This window comes from Saccharopolyspora kobensis (genome assembly GCF_900108315.1).
In the GTDB taxonomy this organism is placed as follows: Bacteria; Actinomycetota; Actinomycetes; order Mycobacteriales; family Pseudonocardiaceae; genus Saccharopolyspora; species Saccharopolyspora kobensis.
Genome location: NZ_FNVB01000011.1, coordinates 96,310 through 111,496, shown reverse-complemented (window position 1 = coordinate 111,496; position 15,187 = coordinate 96,310). Strand labels below are relative to the sequence as shown.

Genomic DNA, 15,187 nt, shown 5'->3' with positions numbered 1-15,187 from the left:
CGGCGGCTTGAGCGGTCACCTCGCGATGCTGGCTCCGATGCCGTCGAGCAGGAACTCGAGGCCGATCCGGAAGGTCTCGTCGGCGTCCAGGTGGGCGGCATCGCGCACCACCGCGGCCATCGCGGGGAACCGGCCGGTGGCGAAGGTCCGCTCCAGATACGGCCCGAGCGCGGCCTGCCAGCGCTTCTCGTCCATCCCGGTGGCCCGCTCGGCCCGCCGCTCGGCGATCTCCCGGCGCACCGCGCCGATCACGTACGCGTTGACCGCGGCGACCACCGGCATGACCGCGTCCACGTCGACCTCGCCCAGCGCGGCCAGCACGGCTTCCCCGCTGGCCAGCGCGTGCGGCCCGAGCTGAGGTCGGCCGCCCAGCAGGTCGGCGAGCCATTCGTGCTCGTGCGCGGCGTGCCGAGTGACTTCGGCGAGGGACCGGAGCACCTCCCGCCAACCGTCTCCGACCGGCCGGATCTCGGCGTGCACCGCGTCGACCATCAGGTCGAGCAGCTCCTCCTTGCTCGCGATGTAGCCGTAGAGCCGCATCGGGCGGACGTCCAGCGCGGTGGCGACCTTGCGCAGCGAGACCGCATCCAGGCCGTCCGCGTCGGCCAGCCCGATCGCCGCTCGCACGATCCGCTCCCGGCTCAACGGGGCCGGCGCGGGTCGATTCGGCGGCTCCGGCCTCTCCCACACCAACATGCCGGTGACGATACACCGCATCGGCCGATACAGTGTATCGATCAGTACGCCGTATCGAAGGAGGGAACCATGACCATCGCCATCGTCGGAGCCGGCCTGGGCGGTCTGGCCCTTGCCCGGGTGCTGCACGTGAACGGCATCGACGCCGTGCTGCACGAACGGGAACCGTCGCGCGACGCGCGCGGTCAGGGCGGCATGCTCGACATCCACTCCGGCCAGCGGGCGCTGCGCGAGGCCGGCCTGATCGACGAGTTCCACGCGATCGCGCGGAGCGAAGGCCAGGACATGCGCCTCCTCGAACCGGACGGAACCCTCCTGCTCCAAGAGGACACGCCCGACGACGCTCCGCTCGAACGACCCGAGGTCGACCGCGCCGATCTGCGCGACCTGCTGCTGGATTCGCTCCCCGCAGGCGCCGTGCGCTGGGGGCGAGCGTTCGAATCAGCCGACAACGGCGTGCTGCACTTCGCCGACGGCAGCACTGCGACGTACGACCTGCTGGTCGGCGCCGACGGCGCGAACTCCCGAGTCCGCGCGCTGCTCACCGACGCCCGCCCGGCGCACATCGGCCAGAACGTCGTCGAGGTCGGCATTCCCGACGTCGACCGCACGCACCCCGACCTCGCGGCGATGGTCGGGCGCGGCAACTACTGGGTGCTCGGCGACGGCATCTCGCTCGCCGCGCAGCGCAACCGTGACGGCCGCGTCCGCATCGGCATCAGCTTCTACAACACCGCCGAGAACTGGTTCGACACCAGCGGAATCCCGTTCGACGACCCGCCCGCCGCCCGCGCGCGGCTCATCGAGCTGCTCCCCGGCTGGGACCCGCGGATCACCGCGCTGATCGCGGCCTGCGACGACACGGTCGTGCCGCGGTCGATCACCACGCTCCCGGTCGGCCTGACCTGGCCGCCGAAGCCGGACGTCACGCTGATCGGGGACGCCGCCCACCTGATGCCACCGGTGGGAGAGGGCGCCAACATGGCGCTGCTCGACGGCGCCCTGCTCGGCCTCGCGCTGGCCGAGCACCCGGACGACTTCCCCGCCGCCGCAAGGGAATACGAACGCGAGATGTTCGAGCGCACCAGCGCGGCCGCCCGGATGTCCGCGGATCTGCAGGAACTGCTGATGGCCCCGGACGCCAGCCGGAAGATGCTCGACTTCTTCCAGCCCCGCTGCTCGGACAGCCCGACCTCGTCGTAGCTGAGCACTCCGCGCGAGATCTCGGGGCGCCAAGGGCAGCGAATCCCTTGCGACGCATGGCTGTCCCGGCGCTGTGGTTCGCGTGCCGTGCCGAAAACGGCTGGTCCGATGCTGACGCGGCCGGTCAGCGGGCGAGCCTTGCGCGGGCCTCGTCGGTGAGCGGGGTGAAGAAGTTGACCAGGTTGCCGTCGGGATCGCGGAACAGCAGGGAGCGGTTCCCCCACGGCATCGTGGTCGGCTCCTGCACGACCTCGGGCGCGGCAGCCAGGCTCGTCAGCCGTTCGTGCTCCCGGTCGACGTCCTCGACGAGGAATTCGAGGATCGCGGTCCGGTTCGACTCGGGTACGGCGGCCCCGGCGCTGAACAGCGCCATCGTCTCGGCACTGCCGATGGCCAAGGTGCACGACGGGCCTACGAGCTCGGCGAACTGCTCGGCGGGCCGACGCGCATCGAGGCCGGTCACCTGCTCGTAGAACTCGACAAGGCGGGCGACGTCGTTGGTGATGACGCGGACGGAAACAAGCTGCACGGTGGGTCCTTCCTGCCTGGGAGGGCGCTCCCTCCCGAGGGGTCACCGGCCACGTTAGGAGCAATAGTGGACAGGATCCGCCCGGTATTGGGAGGATCTTGCGGTGACTCGGCCGATCGCCCGCGTACTGGCATTGCTGGAGATCCTCCAGCGCGGAGGCACCCGGACCGTCGCCGAGCTCGCCGAACGACTCGACGTGGACGAGCGCACGGTCCGCCGCTACGTCGGTCATCTCCTGGACCTGGACATCCCGGTCCGCTCGGTGCGCGGGCGGCACGGCGGGTACCGCCTGGCGCCGGGCTATCGGATGCCGCCGCTGATGCTCACCGACGAGGAGGCGCTCGCCGTCCTGCTCGGCCTGGTCGCGGGCCGCCGCGCCGGGTTGCTCAGCACCTCGGCCGCGGCCGCCGAGAGCGCGGTCGCGAAAGTCCGCCGGGTGCTGCCCGGAGCTCTAGGCCGCCGGCTCGACGCGCTGCTGGAGATCGCCGACTTCACCGCGCCCGCGCGATCGGCGCTCACGGCGGAAGCCGAGGTCCTGCTCACCGTCGCGGAAGCGGCGCGGGATCGACGCCCGGTCGATCTCGGCTACACCGCCGGTCACGGCGGCGCCAGCGAACGCGTCGTCCACCCGTACGGGGTCGTGGCCCACTCCGGGCGGTGGTACCTGACCGGCTTCGACTCGGCCAGCGAGCAGGTGCGCACGTTCCGCGTCGACCGGATCACGACCGTCGAGCTGCGCCCCGGAACGTTCGACGCCCCAACGGGCTTCGACCCGGCCGAGCGGGTGCTGACCGCGATCGCCGAGACGCCGTACGAGCACGAGGTGTCCGTGCGGATCCGAGCGACGCCCGAGCAGATCCGCTCCGTCCTCCCACCGTCCGTCGCCAAGCTGGAGCAGATCGACCCCGGCACTCCCTGGTTCCGGGCCCGGATCCGAGCACAACGCCTCGAATGGATACCGCCCCTGCTCGCCGCCCTCGACCGGCCGTTCGTCATCGAACGACCCGACGCCCTCCGCGACCTGGTGCGAGCACTGGCCAGCCGGCTCGCCGACCACGCCGACGCACGACAGGAAGGCTGATCACGCGCCGGGACGCTCGCACACCGGCGCCGACATCTGCCGCCGGAAAATCGCTGTTCAGGAAGGTGATCCCGGGGGCAGACTGCGGACTGTGGCCGCACTGGAGAAGACCGCGCCAGGCCCAGGCGACCGGGCTGTGCTTGAGCTCGTGGGTGCTGTTCGCGAGTTCCGGCCCGCTGGCCAAGACGGTGATGGCGACGGGCTGGTCCCCGATGGCAGTGACCTCGGCGCGGATCGCGCTGGCCGCGGTGCTGCTGGCACCAGTGGTCGTGGTGCTGCGGCCGCAGGCGCTGCGGTTCCGTCGCGCCGACCTGTGGCCGCTGGTCAGCTACGGCCTGCTCGGCGTCGCCGGAGTGCAGCTGTTCTTCTTCCTGGCCGTGGCCCGGATCCCGGTCGGGGTGGCGATGGTGCTGGTCAATCTGGCACCCGCGCTGGTCGCGCTGTGGGTGCGGGTGGTGCGCCGCACCCGGCTGCCCGGTCTGGTGTGGCTGGGTATCGGGCTGGCGGTGGCCGGATTGGCGCTGGTCGCGGAGTTCGGGCGGGGAGCCCGAATCGACCTGCTCGGCCTCGCCTGCGGTCTGGCCGCGGCGATCTGCTCGGCCGGGTACTTCCTGCTCGGTGAGCGCGGTGCGAGCAGGCACGACACGTTCGGGTTGACCGCGGCCGGGCTGGTGATCGGCGCGGTGGTGGTCAGCGCCGTCACCCCGCCGTGGACGCTCCCCGCGGGCCTGCTCGACGCCCCGGTGGAACTCGGCGGCCTGCGGATTCCGGTGTGGCTGGCGCTGCTGGTGCTGGCCCTGGCCGGCACCGTGCTGCCCTACCTGGCCGGGCTTCGGGCGCTGCGCACTCTGCCCCCGGCCTCGGCCAGTGTGCTGGCCCTGGTGGAACCGCTGGTCGCCGCCGTACTGGCCTGGCTGCTGCTCGGCCAGGCGCTGGGCCTGACGCAGGTGGCCGGGGCGGTGATCCTGCTGACCGGCGCGGTGCTGGTGCAACTGGTCGGCCCGAAACCACTTCCGGACGGCCCCGATCCTGCGCAGGACCGGTTTGCCCGGTCAGGCACCCGGGCCTGCTGATCGATGGTGCTCTGCGTCGACCGAGGACCGAGCGCTCAGCCGCTGTTCCAACAACCTGCAGCCGGGACTACTCCTGGGCCATGTCGACGAAGCGGCTGTAGTGCAGCTGGTGCGCGACGGTGATCGTCGCCGTCGGACCGGCTCGGTGCTTGGCCAGGATCAGGTCCGCCTCGCCCATGCGCGGGTCGTCCCGCTCGAAGGCGTCCGGGCGGTGGATCAGGATCACCATGTCCGCGTCCTGCTCCAGGGAGCCGGACTCGCGGAGGTCGGAGAGCTGCGGCTTCTTGTCCGTTCGCTGTTCCGGGCCTCGGTTGAGCTGGGAGATCGCGACCAGCGGGACTTCGAGCTCCTTGGCCAGCAGCTTGAGGTTTCGGGAGAACTCCGAGACCTCCTGCTGACGGGACTCGACGCGCTTGCCCGAGGTCATCAGCTGCATGTAGTCCACGACGATGAGCTGGATGTCGTGCCGCTGCTTGAGCCGCCGCGCCTTGGCGCGGATCTCCATCATGGTGAGGTTCGGCGAGTCGTCGATGAAGATCGGTGCCTCGCTGATCTCGCTCATCCGCCGCGCCAACCGGGTCCAGTCGTCATCGGTCATCCGGCCACCGCGCATGTCGCCGAGCCGGATCCGGGCCTCGGCGGAGAGCATGCGCATGACGATCTCGGTGCGCCCCATCTCCAGCGAGAAGATGACGGTCGCCAACCCGTGCTGCACCGAAGCAGCCCGGCAGAAGTCCAGTCCCAGGGTCGATTTACCCACACCAGGACGGGCCGCGACGATGATCATCTGGCCTGCGTGGAGGCCGTTGGTGAGGGCGTCGAGGTCGGCGAAGCCGGTGGGGATGCCCTGGGACTGGCCGCCTCGGGACGCGATCGCGTCGATCTCGTCCATCGTCGGCTGGAGGAGTTCTTCGAGGGCGTGGTAGTCCTCGCTCGCGCGGCGTTCCGTGACGTCGTAGATCGACGCCTGGGCGCGGTCCACGATCTCCTCGATCGCCGCGCCTTCGGAGCCGTGGTAGCCGAGCTGGACGATGCGGGTGCCCGCCTCGACCAGCCGGCGCAGGATCGCCTTCTCCGCGACGATCTCCGCGTAGTAGCCCGCGTTCGCCGCCGTGGGCACGGTGGCGATCAGCGTGTGCAGGTAGGGGGCGCCGCCGACCTTGAGCAGTTCCTGGCGGCGCTCCAGCTCGGCGGACACGGTGATCGCGTCCGCCGGTTCGCCGCGGCCGTAGAGGTCCAGGATGCAGTCGTAGATCGTCTGGTGGGCCGGGCGGTAGAAGTCGTTGGGGCTGAGGGCCTCGACGACGTCGGCGATCGCGTCCTTGCTCAGCATCATGCCGCCGAGCACGGACTGCTCCGCGGCGAGGTCCTGCGGAGGCTGCCGCTCGAAGGTGCGAGCGGCACCGCTGCCGCCGCCCTCGTCATCGTCGAAGTAGGGGTCTTCGGGTTCCTCTGGCATCGCCACCTGACCCGGTCACCTCCTCCGGCGCCAAGACCATCGCGCGCGGTGGGCGCGTGGGCACGCGCGCGAAGCTAGATCGCCTGCTCGGAGCAGGCAAGTCAAGCTGTGGACAAAGCTCGGGACAACCTGTGGATAGATCGAACCGAGCTGGGGATAACTCGCAGCAGCCATCCGCACAGCTGGGGACAACTTGGGGACAACTCGTCAAAAGTGACAAGAATCCCCTGGTCAGAGGCTGTGCATAGGCTGTGGAAGAAATCCGTGGAAAAGTCCGGGCGTGTCGCGCTGCTCGGCGTGTCGGAATCGGTGGAACTCCGTCGTCACCGTGACCGCCGGTGCGCGCGCCGGACGCAGCATCGTCCACCCTTCACCTGAAGGTCGGAGTGGACGATGCTGCGGTTGAAGCGGTGTTACCTGGTCACTCGCCCTTGGTGACCTGGACGCTGACGTTGGCCGCCACGTCCGGGTGCAGCTGCACGTCGACGACGTGCTTGCCGAGCGACTTGATGTGACCGCGCAGGCTGACCGAACGCTTGTCCAGGTTCGGGCCGCCCGCCTTGCGGACAGCGGCGACGACGTCGCCGGTGGTGATCGAGCCGAACAGCTTGCCCTGCGGCGAGACCTTGGCGGTCAGCGTGACGCCGCCCAGGTTCTGCAGCTGCTGCTTCAGCTCGTGCGCGTGCTCCAGGTTCCGCACGCGGCGGTTCTCCTGGACGCGGCGGATCGTCTCGATCTGCTTCTGCGCACCCTTGGTGGCCACGATGGCCAGGCCCTTGGGCAGCAGGTAGTTGCGCGCGTAGCCGTCCTTGACCTCGACGATGTCGCCGGACTCGCCGAGGTTGGAGACGTCAGCGGTGAGGATGATCTTCACGACGTGGCTCCTTCCTTGGTCAGCGAGCGGTCGAGGTGTAGGGCAGCAGCGCCATCTCGCGGGCGTTCTTCACCGCGATGGCGACGTCGCGCTGGTGCTGGCTGCAGTTACCGGTCACGCGACGGGCACGGATCTTGCCGCGGTCGGAGATGTACTTCCGCAGCAGCGTCGTGTCCTTGTAGTCGATCTGCGCGGCCTTGTCCTTGCAGAACACGCAGACCTTCTTCTTCGGCTTGCGCACAGGCGCCTTGGCCATCGGTCTTCCTCCTGAACGAAAACTTCGAGAGCGTTGTCGCCGCGCTTAGAACGGCGGCTCGTCGCTGAACCCACCGCCGGAACCGGCAGGTGGTGCGGAACCCCACGGGTCGTCGGCCGGCGGGCCGGCCGGGCCGCCACCGCCGCTGAAGCCGCTGCCGCCACGGCTGACCTTGTTGACCTTGGCGGTCGCGTAGCGCAGGGACGGACCGATCTCGTCGACCTCGAGCTCGACGACGGTGCGCTTCTCGCCCTCCTTCGTCTCGAAGGAGCGCTGGCGCAGCCTGCCCTGCACGACCACCCGCATGCCGCGGGTCAGCGACTCGGCCACGTTCTCCGCTGCCTGCCGCCAGATGTTGCAGCGCAGGAAGAGGGCTTCGCCGTCCTTCCACTCGCCGCTCTGGCGGTCGAAGGTCCGGGGCGTGGACGCGACCGTGAAGTTCGCGACCGCGGCACCGGACGGGGTGAAGCGCAGCTCCGGATCGGCGGTCAGGTTGCCGACCACCGTGATTACCGTTTCACCAGCCATGACCTGGGGACTCCAGTCTGGTCGTTAGCGATTCGGGCCGGATCAGGCGCTGGCCTGAGCAGCGGCGGCACGGGCCTTGGCGGCACGCGCGGCCTTGCGGGGCTCGACGACCTTGCGCAGGACCTTGGTCCGCAGGATCGACTCGTTGAGGTTCAGCTGCCGGTCCAGTTCCTTGATGGTGGCCGGCTCGCTGTTGAGGTCCAGGACGACGTAGATGCCCTCGGCGTTCTTCTCGATCTCGTAGGACAGCCGACGGCGGCCCCAGACATCGACCTTCTCGACGGTGCCACCGTCGTTGCGGACGACGTTGAGGAAGTTCTCCAAGGACGGAGCGACGGTGCGCTCGTCCAGGCTCGGGTCCAGGATGACCATGAGCTCGTAATGACGCATGAAGACCATTCACCTCCTGTGGACTCACGGCCATGGGCTCTCCATGGCAGGAGGGTCGTTCGCGTCGACGAACTGGACAAGGCTAGCAAGGCCCGCCGACGGTCCGGGGGACGGGGCGACGCACACCCGCCGCACGCACGTGAGCGGTTCGGGGCGCTCTGGCACCCCGAACCGCTCACGGGTTCTGAACTGCGGAAACGCCCTACTGGCGGCGGAGGACCCAGCTCCTGACCAGCGCCGCGGTGGCCACCGCGAGGGCGATGGAGGCGAGGAGGACCGGGACCGCCACCCGCTCGGTGACCTCGGTGGGCAGGGCTTCGGCCTTGCCCGCGGCCAGCACCTCGTCCTGCTGCTCGCGCGCCTTCCGCTCCTCGGTCTGCTTGACCAGGTCACCGATGTTGGGCGTCATCCCTGGCGCCTGGCCGTAGTGGCCCTGGGCCCAGGTCAGCGACGAGCCGCGCAGCTCGGGCGGTAAGAGGCTCATCGCGGTCGGCGCTCCGCCCGGCTGCGGGACGAACGTCGTCGGGTCCGGCGGGAGCAGCGCCGGGCTGGGCTCCGGCGGCGCGGGCGTGCCGGGCGCGGGGGACGGCGGCGGGGGCGGTGGCGGCTGCTGCGCGGGCGGCGGGGGCGGAGGCGGTTCTTCCTCGGGCGCTTCGGCGTTCACCGTCACCGCGTTGCCGATGCTGACGAGGTTGGTGAAGTGCCAGCGCACCGCGTCGACCTTGTCCTCCGGCAGGCCGATCTCGGCGAGCCGGGGCGCGGCCGCCTCGGCGATCTTCTTGCCGGAGTAGAAGGTGCGGCCCTCGGGAGCGGTGCCGAGCGGGATCGGGCTCAGCCCGGCGAAGCGGTCGCCTGCTTCCTTGGCCCGGCCGAACGCCAGCGGCATGGCCAGCAGCACGGCCTCGCGGACCTTGAAGTCCAGCGTGCTCGGCTTGACGGTCACCTGCTGGCCGGGCACGGCCTTGACGATCGCCAGCGGGCTGTCGACGACCAGGGGGTCGACGGCATGGGCGGTGCCGGCACCGAGGAAGGTGCTCGCGGTCAGCACGAGGCCGACGAGTCCGGCCGACAGGGCCCGGCCGCGGACCTGCGGGTTGATCAACGGGTTGGGTCGCCCCCGTGCTCCCATGGCTCGCCTCCCCAGGATGCGCGATTGGGTGATCACTCTCTCAAACGAGAACCTCTCAGATGTGTACAACGGTTGAACACCGCCATTGGTGACGGTCCGGTCCGGTTTCCACCTCGTGGGATTCGGTGGGCGCGAGCGGTGTCGGGCGGCCGCCTAGACTCCGGGCATGCGTATCGGCGCCCACGTCCGAGATGACGACCCGCTGACCGCCGCCGCCGAGCGCGGTGCGGAGGTCGTGCAGTTCTTCCTGTCCGACCCGCAGGGCTGGAAGGCCCCGAAGCCGCATCCGCAGGCCGAGCAGTTGCGCGCCAGCGAGCTGGACGTGTTCGTGCACGCGCCGTACGTGATCAACGTGGCGTCGTTGAACAACCGGATCCGGATCCCGTCGCGCAAGGCGGTCGGCCAGCAGGCGAAGGCGGCGGCCGAGGTCGGTGCGCGGGGGCTGATCGTGCACGGCGGGCACGTGACCAAGGACGACGATCCGGCCGAGGGCGTGGCGAACTGGCGCAAGCTGTTCGAGCGGCAGGCCGCGGACGGCGGGTTCGACGTCCCGGTGCTGATCGAGAACACCGCGGGCGGGGCCAACGCGATGGCGCGGAAGTTCGACGCGCTGGCGCGGTTGTGGGACGCCGTCGGCGAGTTCGGCGCCGGGTTCTGCTTGGACACCTGCCACGCGCACGCGGCGGGCGAGGAGCTGCTGGACGTCGTCGACCGGGTGAAGGCGATCACCGGGCGGATCGACCTGGTGCACCTGAACGACTCGCGGGACGAGTTCGACTCCTCCCGCGACCGGCACGCCAACATCGGCGCGGGCACCATCGACCCGGATCTGCTGGTGGCGGTCTGCGCGAGCGCCGGTGCGCCGGTGGTGGTGGAGACCCCGGACGAGGGCCAGGCCGACGACATCGCCTTCCTGCGCGGCAAGGTGCAGTGAGCTCTCGGGGTGAAGGGCACCTCGCTCGCGGAGAGGCGCCCTTCACCCCGGTATCGGATCGGGTGGAGGGATCGGCATCAGCAGGACGGCTCGCGGCCTGACGATCTCCGGCTTGGTGGCGCTGTGCGTGCTGACGGCGCTGTCGCTGGCCCTGGGCTATGCGAACAAGGCGCGGTGCACGGGCCCGGAGTTCGACGAGTGGGGCCGGTCGGGGCCTGCGTACCAGGAGCGGGCTTACGGCGACGTCTGCTACTCCGACATCCAGAACCTGTGGATCGGCCGGGACATCGACCGGCACGTCTTCCCGTACGTGCACGGCGGGATCGAGCCGGACGGTTCGCTCTACGGCGGGGTGGTCGAGTACCCGGTGCTGTCCGGGTTGCTGATGTGGGCGGGGGCGTTCTTCGTCGACACCGATGCCGGTTTCCTGGCGGCGTCGGCGTTGCTGATGGCTCCGTTCGGGCTCGCGACCGCGTGGTGGCTGGGCCGGTTGAGCGGGTGGCGCGCGCTGTTGTGGGCGTTGTCCCCGCCGTTGGTGCTTTATGCCTTCCACAACTGGGATCTGCCGGTCGTGGCGTGCGCGGTCGCGGCGGTGTTCGTGGTGCACCGGTGGACGTCGGTGCCGTTGCGGCGGCGCGCGACGGTGGCCGCGGTGGTGCTGGGCCTCGGGTTCGCGCTGAAGATCTACCCGGCGTTGTTCGTGCTGCCGTTGGCGTTGTACGTGCTGACCAGCGGCCGGGAGCGCTTGGACGTGCGCGGGGCGTTGCAGGTCGTGGGGGCTTCGGTGGCCACCGCGGTGCTGGTGAACCTGCCGTTCGCCATCGCCGGGTTCGGCGGGTGGGCGGCGTCGTTCGAGTTCCAGTCGCGCCGGCAGGTGGACATCAGCACGAATTCGGTCTGGTACTGGGGCTTCCGGCACTGGACGGATTCGGCGGACTTCCAGTCGGCGATGGGCGTGGTCTCGCCGCTGCTGATGCTGCTGTCGTTCGCGGTCGCCTGCGCGGTGGGCTGGTTGCGGTACGAGCGGTCCGGGACGTATCCGTGGGTGCCGGTGTCGGCGGCGATGCTGTGCGGGTTCTTGCTGCTGCACAAGGTGCATTCGCCGCAGTACACGTTGTGGTTGCTGCCGTTCTTCGTGCTGGTGCGGGTGCGCTGGGGCTGGATCGCGGCGTACCTGGTGGCCGACGTGGCGATGGGCGTCAGCATCTTCCGCTGGCTGTACCTGAACATGATGGGCGAGGCGAGCGGCATCCACGACGGTTTCACCGCGCAGGCGTTGATGATCGGGGTGTGGGGCCGGGCCGCGCTGCTGGTCGGGCTGTTCGTCGCGTTCCTGACCGCTCGGTCCACTGCGGACGACGCTGGACCGGTCGGCGGAGGGCGGTTTCTGCCGGGCCGCGAATCCCGCGGTGTTCCAGCCAGCGCGCCGCGGCATCCGTGACCAGCCGGGCGCCCACGGCGTAGGTGGACATCGTGCGAGCGCCGTTGCTGGACAGCGAGCGCTTGCCGACGGTGCTGGGGCTCGCGCTCAGGCGTAGCGGGCAGCGAGAGCCGTGACGGTTTCCGCGACGGCGGCGCGGAGTTCGGGCGGGGCGAGCACTTCGGCTTCCGCGCCGAGGCGGAGGACGTCGTGGACGGCGACGCTGGTCCTCTCGACCGGCAAGTCGACCTCCACCCAGCCGTGCTCGTCCGGCGGGCCGGCTTCGGCCAGCGCTCGCGTGCCCTTCGCGCCGAACTGCGCGGGCAGGAGGCGTTGTGCGACCGGGGAGAGCCGCAGCCTGGCGGTTCCGCGCACCATCGACTCCTCCATCCGGCGGGCGGACTCCGCCCAGCTCGCGGCCAGGTCGAAACCCGTTGGGCGGTCGAAGGTCCCGGGCTCGATCCGCACGTCGAGGAAGCGCGCGATGCGGTAGGTGCGGACGGCTTCACCGGCGCGGGCCACCAGGTACCAGATGCCGCCCTTCAGCACGATGCCCAGCGGGTGGAGCTCGCGGTGCACCTCGCCGTTCCAGCGGCGGTAGTGCGCGTGCAGCACGCGCTGTTCCCAGACCGCGCGGGCGATCTCGGCCAGGTGCGGCACGTCGTCGGCGTCCCGGAACCAGCCCGGCGCGTCGAGGTGGAAGCGGTCCTGGATGCGGCGGGCCCGCTCGGCCAGCTCGGCGGGCAGCGCGGCCTGCACCTTCAGCTGCGCGGTGGCCAGCACCGCGCCGAGTCCGAGGTCTTGGGCCGGGCCGGGTGCGCCGGACAGGAACAGGGAGCCGGCTTCGGCATCGGTGAGGCCGGTGAGGCGGGTGCGGTAGCCGTCCAGCAGGCGGTAGCCGCCGTCGGGGCCGCGGTCGGCGCAGACCGGCACGCCCGCGGCGCCGAGGGCTTCGACGTCGCGGTAGACCGTCCGGACCGACACCTCCAGCTCGGCGGCCAGCTCGGTCGCGGTCATCCGGCCGCGGTTCTGCAGCAGCAGGAGCAGGGAGAGCAGGCGGTCGGCGCGCATGCCCGGAAATTCTGCCGCAGTACCTGACAGGAGATGTCAGGTACGCCGTCGATGCTGGTGGCAGCACTGATCGAAGGGAATTCCATGCAGACCACCGGCCACTTCACCGTCGCCCGCTGGGACGAGAGCACCATCGGCGCGGACGAGCACCCGAAGCTCGCGCACGCCTCCATCACCAACACCTTCACCGGCGGCATCGAGGCGGCCGACGTCGCCTGCGAGTACACGCTCGTCTACAGCGGCGACCTGACCGGCGCGTTCACCGGGATCCAGCTGGTCCGCGGCAGCCTGGACGGCCGCGCGGGTGCGTTCGCGCTCCAGGAGCGCGGCCACTTCGGCACCGACGGGAAGATCCGCAGCACCTTCGAGGTCGTCCCGGGCTCCGGCACCGGCGGCCTGACCGGCCTCCGCGGCACCGGCGAGTACACCGCCGAGCACGGAGTCCCCGCGGTGCCCTTCACCTTCGACTACGAGCTGAGCTGAGACGCGGCGAGTCCCGTCGTCCGCCCACTTCATGCAGGTGGGGGCCCGTGAGTGTTTTGGGGTGTCATAGCATCCCAAAGCACTCACGGCACCTGACCAGCGCAAACGGAGCCGGGAACGATCTCGGGCGCAACTCCTGGGTGGAGCTGCGCCCGAGATCAGCGGGGGTTCACCGGATGGTTCAGAAGACGGACTCGTCGATCTCCATCAGGGAGTTGTCGGCCGCCTCGATGATCTTGCGGCGACCGGTCAGCTCCGGCAGCACGTTCTTGGCGAAGAACCGGGCCACCGCGACCTTGCCCTGGTAGAAGGGCTGGTCCTTGGCCGAGGCGCCGGCGTCCAGCGCGGCCAGGGCGATCTCGGCCTGGCGCAGCAGCAGCCAGCCGATGAGCAGGTCGCCCATGCTCATCAGGAACGACACCGCGTGCTGGCCGACCTTGTAGATGTTCTTGACGTCCTCCTGCGAGGAGGTCAAGAACTCGATCATCGTGCCGAGCATGCCCTGGGCGTCCTGCAGCGCCCGGGCCACCAGCGCCCGCTCCTCCTTGAGGCGCTCGTCGGCGCCCTCGGCCTCCAGGGTCGCCTGGATCTCGGCGGCGACGTGGCCGAGCGCGGCACCGTTGTTGCGGACGATCTTCCGGAAGAAGAAGTCCTGCGCCTGGATCGCGGTGGTGCCCTCGTAGAGGCTGTCGATCTTGGAGTCGCGGATGTACTGCTCGATCGGGTAGTCCTGCAGGAAGCCGGAGCCGCCGAGCGTCTGCAGCGACAGGGTCAGCATCTCGTAGGCCCGCTCCGAGCCGACGCCCTTGACGATCGGCAGCAGCAGGTCGTTGACCTGCTCGGCGGTGCTGAAGTCGGTGCCCTCGTGCTGGCCCTGGAAGACCTGGTCCTGGAAGCCCGCGGCGTAGAGGTACACCGACCGCAGACCTTCCGCGTAGGCCTTCTGCAGCATCAGGATGCGCCGCACGTCGGGGTGGTTGGTGATGGTGACGCGCGGGGCGGTCTTGTCCGCGGCCCGGGTCAGGTCGGCGCCCTGCACGCGCTCCTTGGCGTAGTCCAGCGCGTTGAGGTAGCCGGTGGACAGGGTGCCGATGGCCTTGGTGCCGACCATCATCCGGGCGTACTCGATGACCTGGAACATCTGCGCGATGCCGTCGTGCACCTCGCCGAGCAGCCAGCCCTTGGCCGGGACGCCGTGCTGGCCGAAGGTCAGCTCGCAGGTGGCCGAGGCGTTCAGGCCCATCTTGTGCTCGACGTTGGTGACGAAGGCGCCGTTGCGCTCGCCGGGCTCACCGGTGGTGCTGTCGAAGTGGAACTTGGGCACCAGGAACAGGCTGAGGCCCTTGGTGCCGGGCTTGGCCTCCACGCCGGGGCCCTCGGGCCGGGCGAGCACCAGGTGCATGATGTTCTCGGTCATGTCCTGGTCGGCGGAGGTGATGAACCGCTTGACGCCGTCGAGGTGCCAGGAGCCGTCCTCCTGCTTGACCGCCTTGGTGCGGCCGGCGCCGACGTCGGAACCCGCGTCGGGCTCGGTCAGCACCATGGTGGCGCCCCAGCCGCGCTCGATCATCAGCTCGGCCCAGTGGCGCTGCTCCTCGGTGCCGTTGCGCCACAGGATCGTCGCGAAGTTCGGGCCGGCCATGTACATGTACACGGCCGGGTTGGCGCCGAGGATGAGCTCGGCGGCCGACCAGATCACGCTCGGCGGGGTGCCGTAGCCGCCGAGCTCGTCCGGCAGGCTCAGCCGCCACCACTCGCCGTCCATGACCTGCTGGTAGGACTTCTTGAAGGCCTCGGGCAGGGTCACCGAGTGGGTGGCCGGGTCGAACTTGGCGGGGTTGCGGTCGCCCTCGACGAAGGACTCGGCCAGGGGCCCGGTGGCGAGCTCGTTGAGTTCGGTGAGCACGCCGCGCACGGTGTCCTCGTCGGACTGCTCGAAGGCGCCCTTGCCCAGCCGTTCCTGCACCTTGAACAGCTCGAACAGGTTGAACTCGAGGTCTCGTACGTTGCTCTTGTAGTGGCCCATGGAAAGGCTCCCTCTTGCACGCTGCTGCGGGTGGG

Annotated in this window: 16 protein-coding genes; 6 read left to right on the top strand and 10 right to left on the bottom strand. The window is 70.2% G+C overall.

The window, feature by feature from the left end:
- Positions 1–15 precede the first annotated feature (15 nt).
- Positions 16–696 (bottom strand): TetR/AcrR family transcriptional regulator, encoded by a 681-nt coding sequence (locus tag C4T78_RS31710; RefSeq protein ID WP_093350314.1) that lies wholly within the window; start codon positions 694–696, stop codon positions 16–18.
- A 69-nt stretch (positions 697–765) separates the two neighbouring features.
- On the opposite strand from C4T78_RS31710, the gene C4T78_RS31705 reads away from it, so the two are divergent.
- On the top strand, positions 766–1,899 hold the full coding sequence (locus tag C4T78_RS31705; RefSeq protein ID WP_093350317.1) for an FAD-dependent oxidoreductase: 1,134 nt from the start codon (positions 766–768) through the stop codon (positions 1,897–1,899).
- A 124-nt stretch (positions 1,900–2,023) separates the two neighbouring features.
- On the opposite strand, the gene C4T78_RS31700 is transcribed toward C4T78_RS31705, so the two are convergent.
- Complete coding sequence (locus C4T78_RS31700) at positions 2,024–2,428, bottom strand: VOC family protein (RefSeq protein WP_093350319.1); 405 nt, start codon at positions 2,426–2,428, stop codon at positions 2,024–2,026.
- Positions 2,429–2,531: 103 nt separating this feature from the next.
- On the opposite strand from C4T78_RS31700, the gene C4T78_RS31695 reads away from it, so the two are divergent.
- Both C4T78_RS31695 and C4T78_RS31690 read left to right on the top strand, forming a co-directional pair.
- Positions 2,532–3,509, top strand: a complete 978-nt coding sequence (locus C4T78_RS31695; protein WP_177247517.1) for a helix-turn-helix transcriptional regulator — start codon at positions 2,532–2,534, stop codon at positions 3,507–3,509.
- 140 nt (positions 3,510–3,649) lie between these two features.
- Complete coding sequence (locus tag C4T78_RS31690) at positions 3,650–4,582, top strand: EamA family transporter (RefSeq protein WP_235863398.1); 933 nt, start codon at positions 3,650–3,652, stop codon at positions 4,580–4,582.
- Positions 4,583–4,649: 67 nt separating this feature from the next.
- On the opposite strand, the gene dnaB is transcribed toward C4T78_RS31690, so the two are convergent.
- From dnaB to C4T78_RS31660, 6 genes are all read right to left on the bottom strand, one after another.
- A complete protein-coding gene (dnaB, locus tag C4T78_RS31685) occupies positions 4,650–6,041 on the bottom strand; it encodes a replicative DNA helicase (RefSeq protein ID WP_093351105.1) in 1,392 nt (463 codons plus the stop codon).
- 421 nt (positions 6,042–6,462) lie between these two features.
- Positions 6,463–6,915, bottom strand: a complete 453-nt coding sequence (gene rplI, locus C4T78_RS31680) for a 50S ribosomal protein L9 (protein ID WP_093151215.1) — start codon at positions 6,913–6,915, stop codon at positions 6,463–6,465.
- Between the two features lie 19 nt (positions 6,916–6,934).
- On the bottom strand, positions 6,935–7,171 hold the full coding sequence (gene rpsR / locus C4T78_RS31675) for a 30S ribosomal protein S18 (protein ID WP_093151213.1): 237 nt from the start codon (positions 7,169–7,171) through the stop codon (positions 6,935–6,937).
- Between the two features lie 45 nt (positions 7,172–7,216).
- The gene (locus C4T78_RS31670; RefSeq protein WP_093151210.1) at positions 7,217–7,699 is read right to left on the bottom strand and encodes a single-stranded DNA-binding protein; all 483 of its coding nucleotides are present in this window, start codon (positions 7,697–7,699) and stop codon (positions 7,217–7,219) included.
- A gap of 42 nt (positions 7,700–7,741) precedes the next feature.
- Complete coding sequence (rpsF, locus tag C4T78_RS31665) at positions 7,742–8,098, bottom strand: 30S ribosomal protein S6 (protein WP_235863400.1); 357 nt, start codon at positions 8,096–8,098, stop codon at positions 7,742–7,744.
- A 193-nt stretch (positions 8,099–8,291) separates the two neighbouring features.
- Positions 8,292–9,218, bottom strand: a complete 927-nt coding sequence (locus C4T78_RS31660; RefSeq protein ID WP_093350326.1) for a hypothetical protein — start codon at positions 9,216–9,218, stop codon at positions 8,292–8,294.
- 166 nt (positions 9,219–9,384) lie between these two features.
- Between C4T78_RS31660 and C4T78_RS31655 the strand changes: the two genes are divergently transcribed.
- Entirely contained in the window at positions 9,385–10,152 is a 768-nt protein-coding gene (locus C4T78_RS31655) for a deoxyribonuclease IV (RefSeq protein ID WP_093350328.1), read from the top strand.
- A 115-nt stretch (positions 10,153–10,267) separates the two neighbouring features.
- Positions 10,268–11,593, top strand: coding sequence for a glycosyltransferase family 87 protein (locus C4T78_RS31650; RefSeq protein WP_258958390.1), 1,326 nt, complete (start codon positions 10,268–10,270; stop codon positions 11,591–11,593).
- An 87-nt stretch (positions 11,594–11,680) separates the two neighbouring features.
- Here C4T78_RS31650 and C4T78_RS31645 read toward each other — a convergent pair whose 3' ends face one another.
- Entirely contained in the window at positions 11,681–12,643 is a 963-nt protein-coding gene (locus C4T78_RS31645) for a helix-turn-helix transcriptional regulator (protein WP_093350331.1), read from the bottom strand.
- A 51-nt stretch (positions 12,644–12,694) separates the two neighbouring features.
- Between C4T78_RS31645 and C4T78_RS31640 the strand changes: the two genes are divergently transcribed.
- Positions 12,695–13,126, top strand: coding sequence for a DUF3224 domain-containing protein (locus C4T78_RS31640; protein ID WP_218161552.1), 432 nt, complete (start codon positions 12,695–12,697; stop codon positions 13,124–13,126).
- A gap of 181 nt (positions 13,127–13,307) precedes the next feature.
- Here C4T78_RS31640 and C4T78_RS31635 read toward each other — a convergent pair whose 3' ends face one another.
- Positions 13,308–15,152 (bottom strand): acyl-CoA dehydrogenase, encoded by a 1,845-nt coding sequence (locus tag C4T78_RS31635; RefSeq protein WP_093350334.1) that lies wholly within the window; start codon positions 15,150–15,152, stop codon positions 13,308–13,310.
- Between the last annotated feature and the right edge of the window lie 35 nt (positions 15,153–15,187).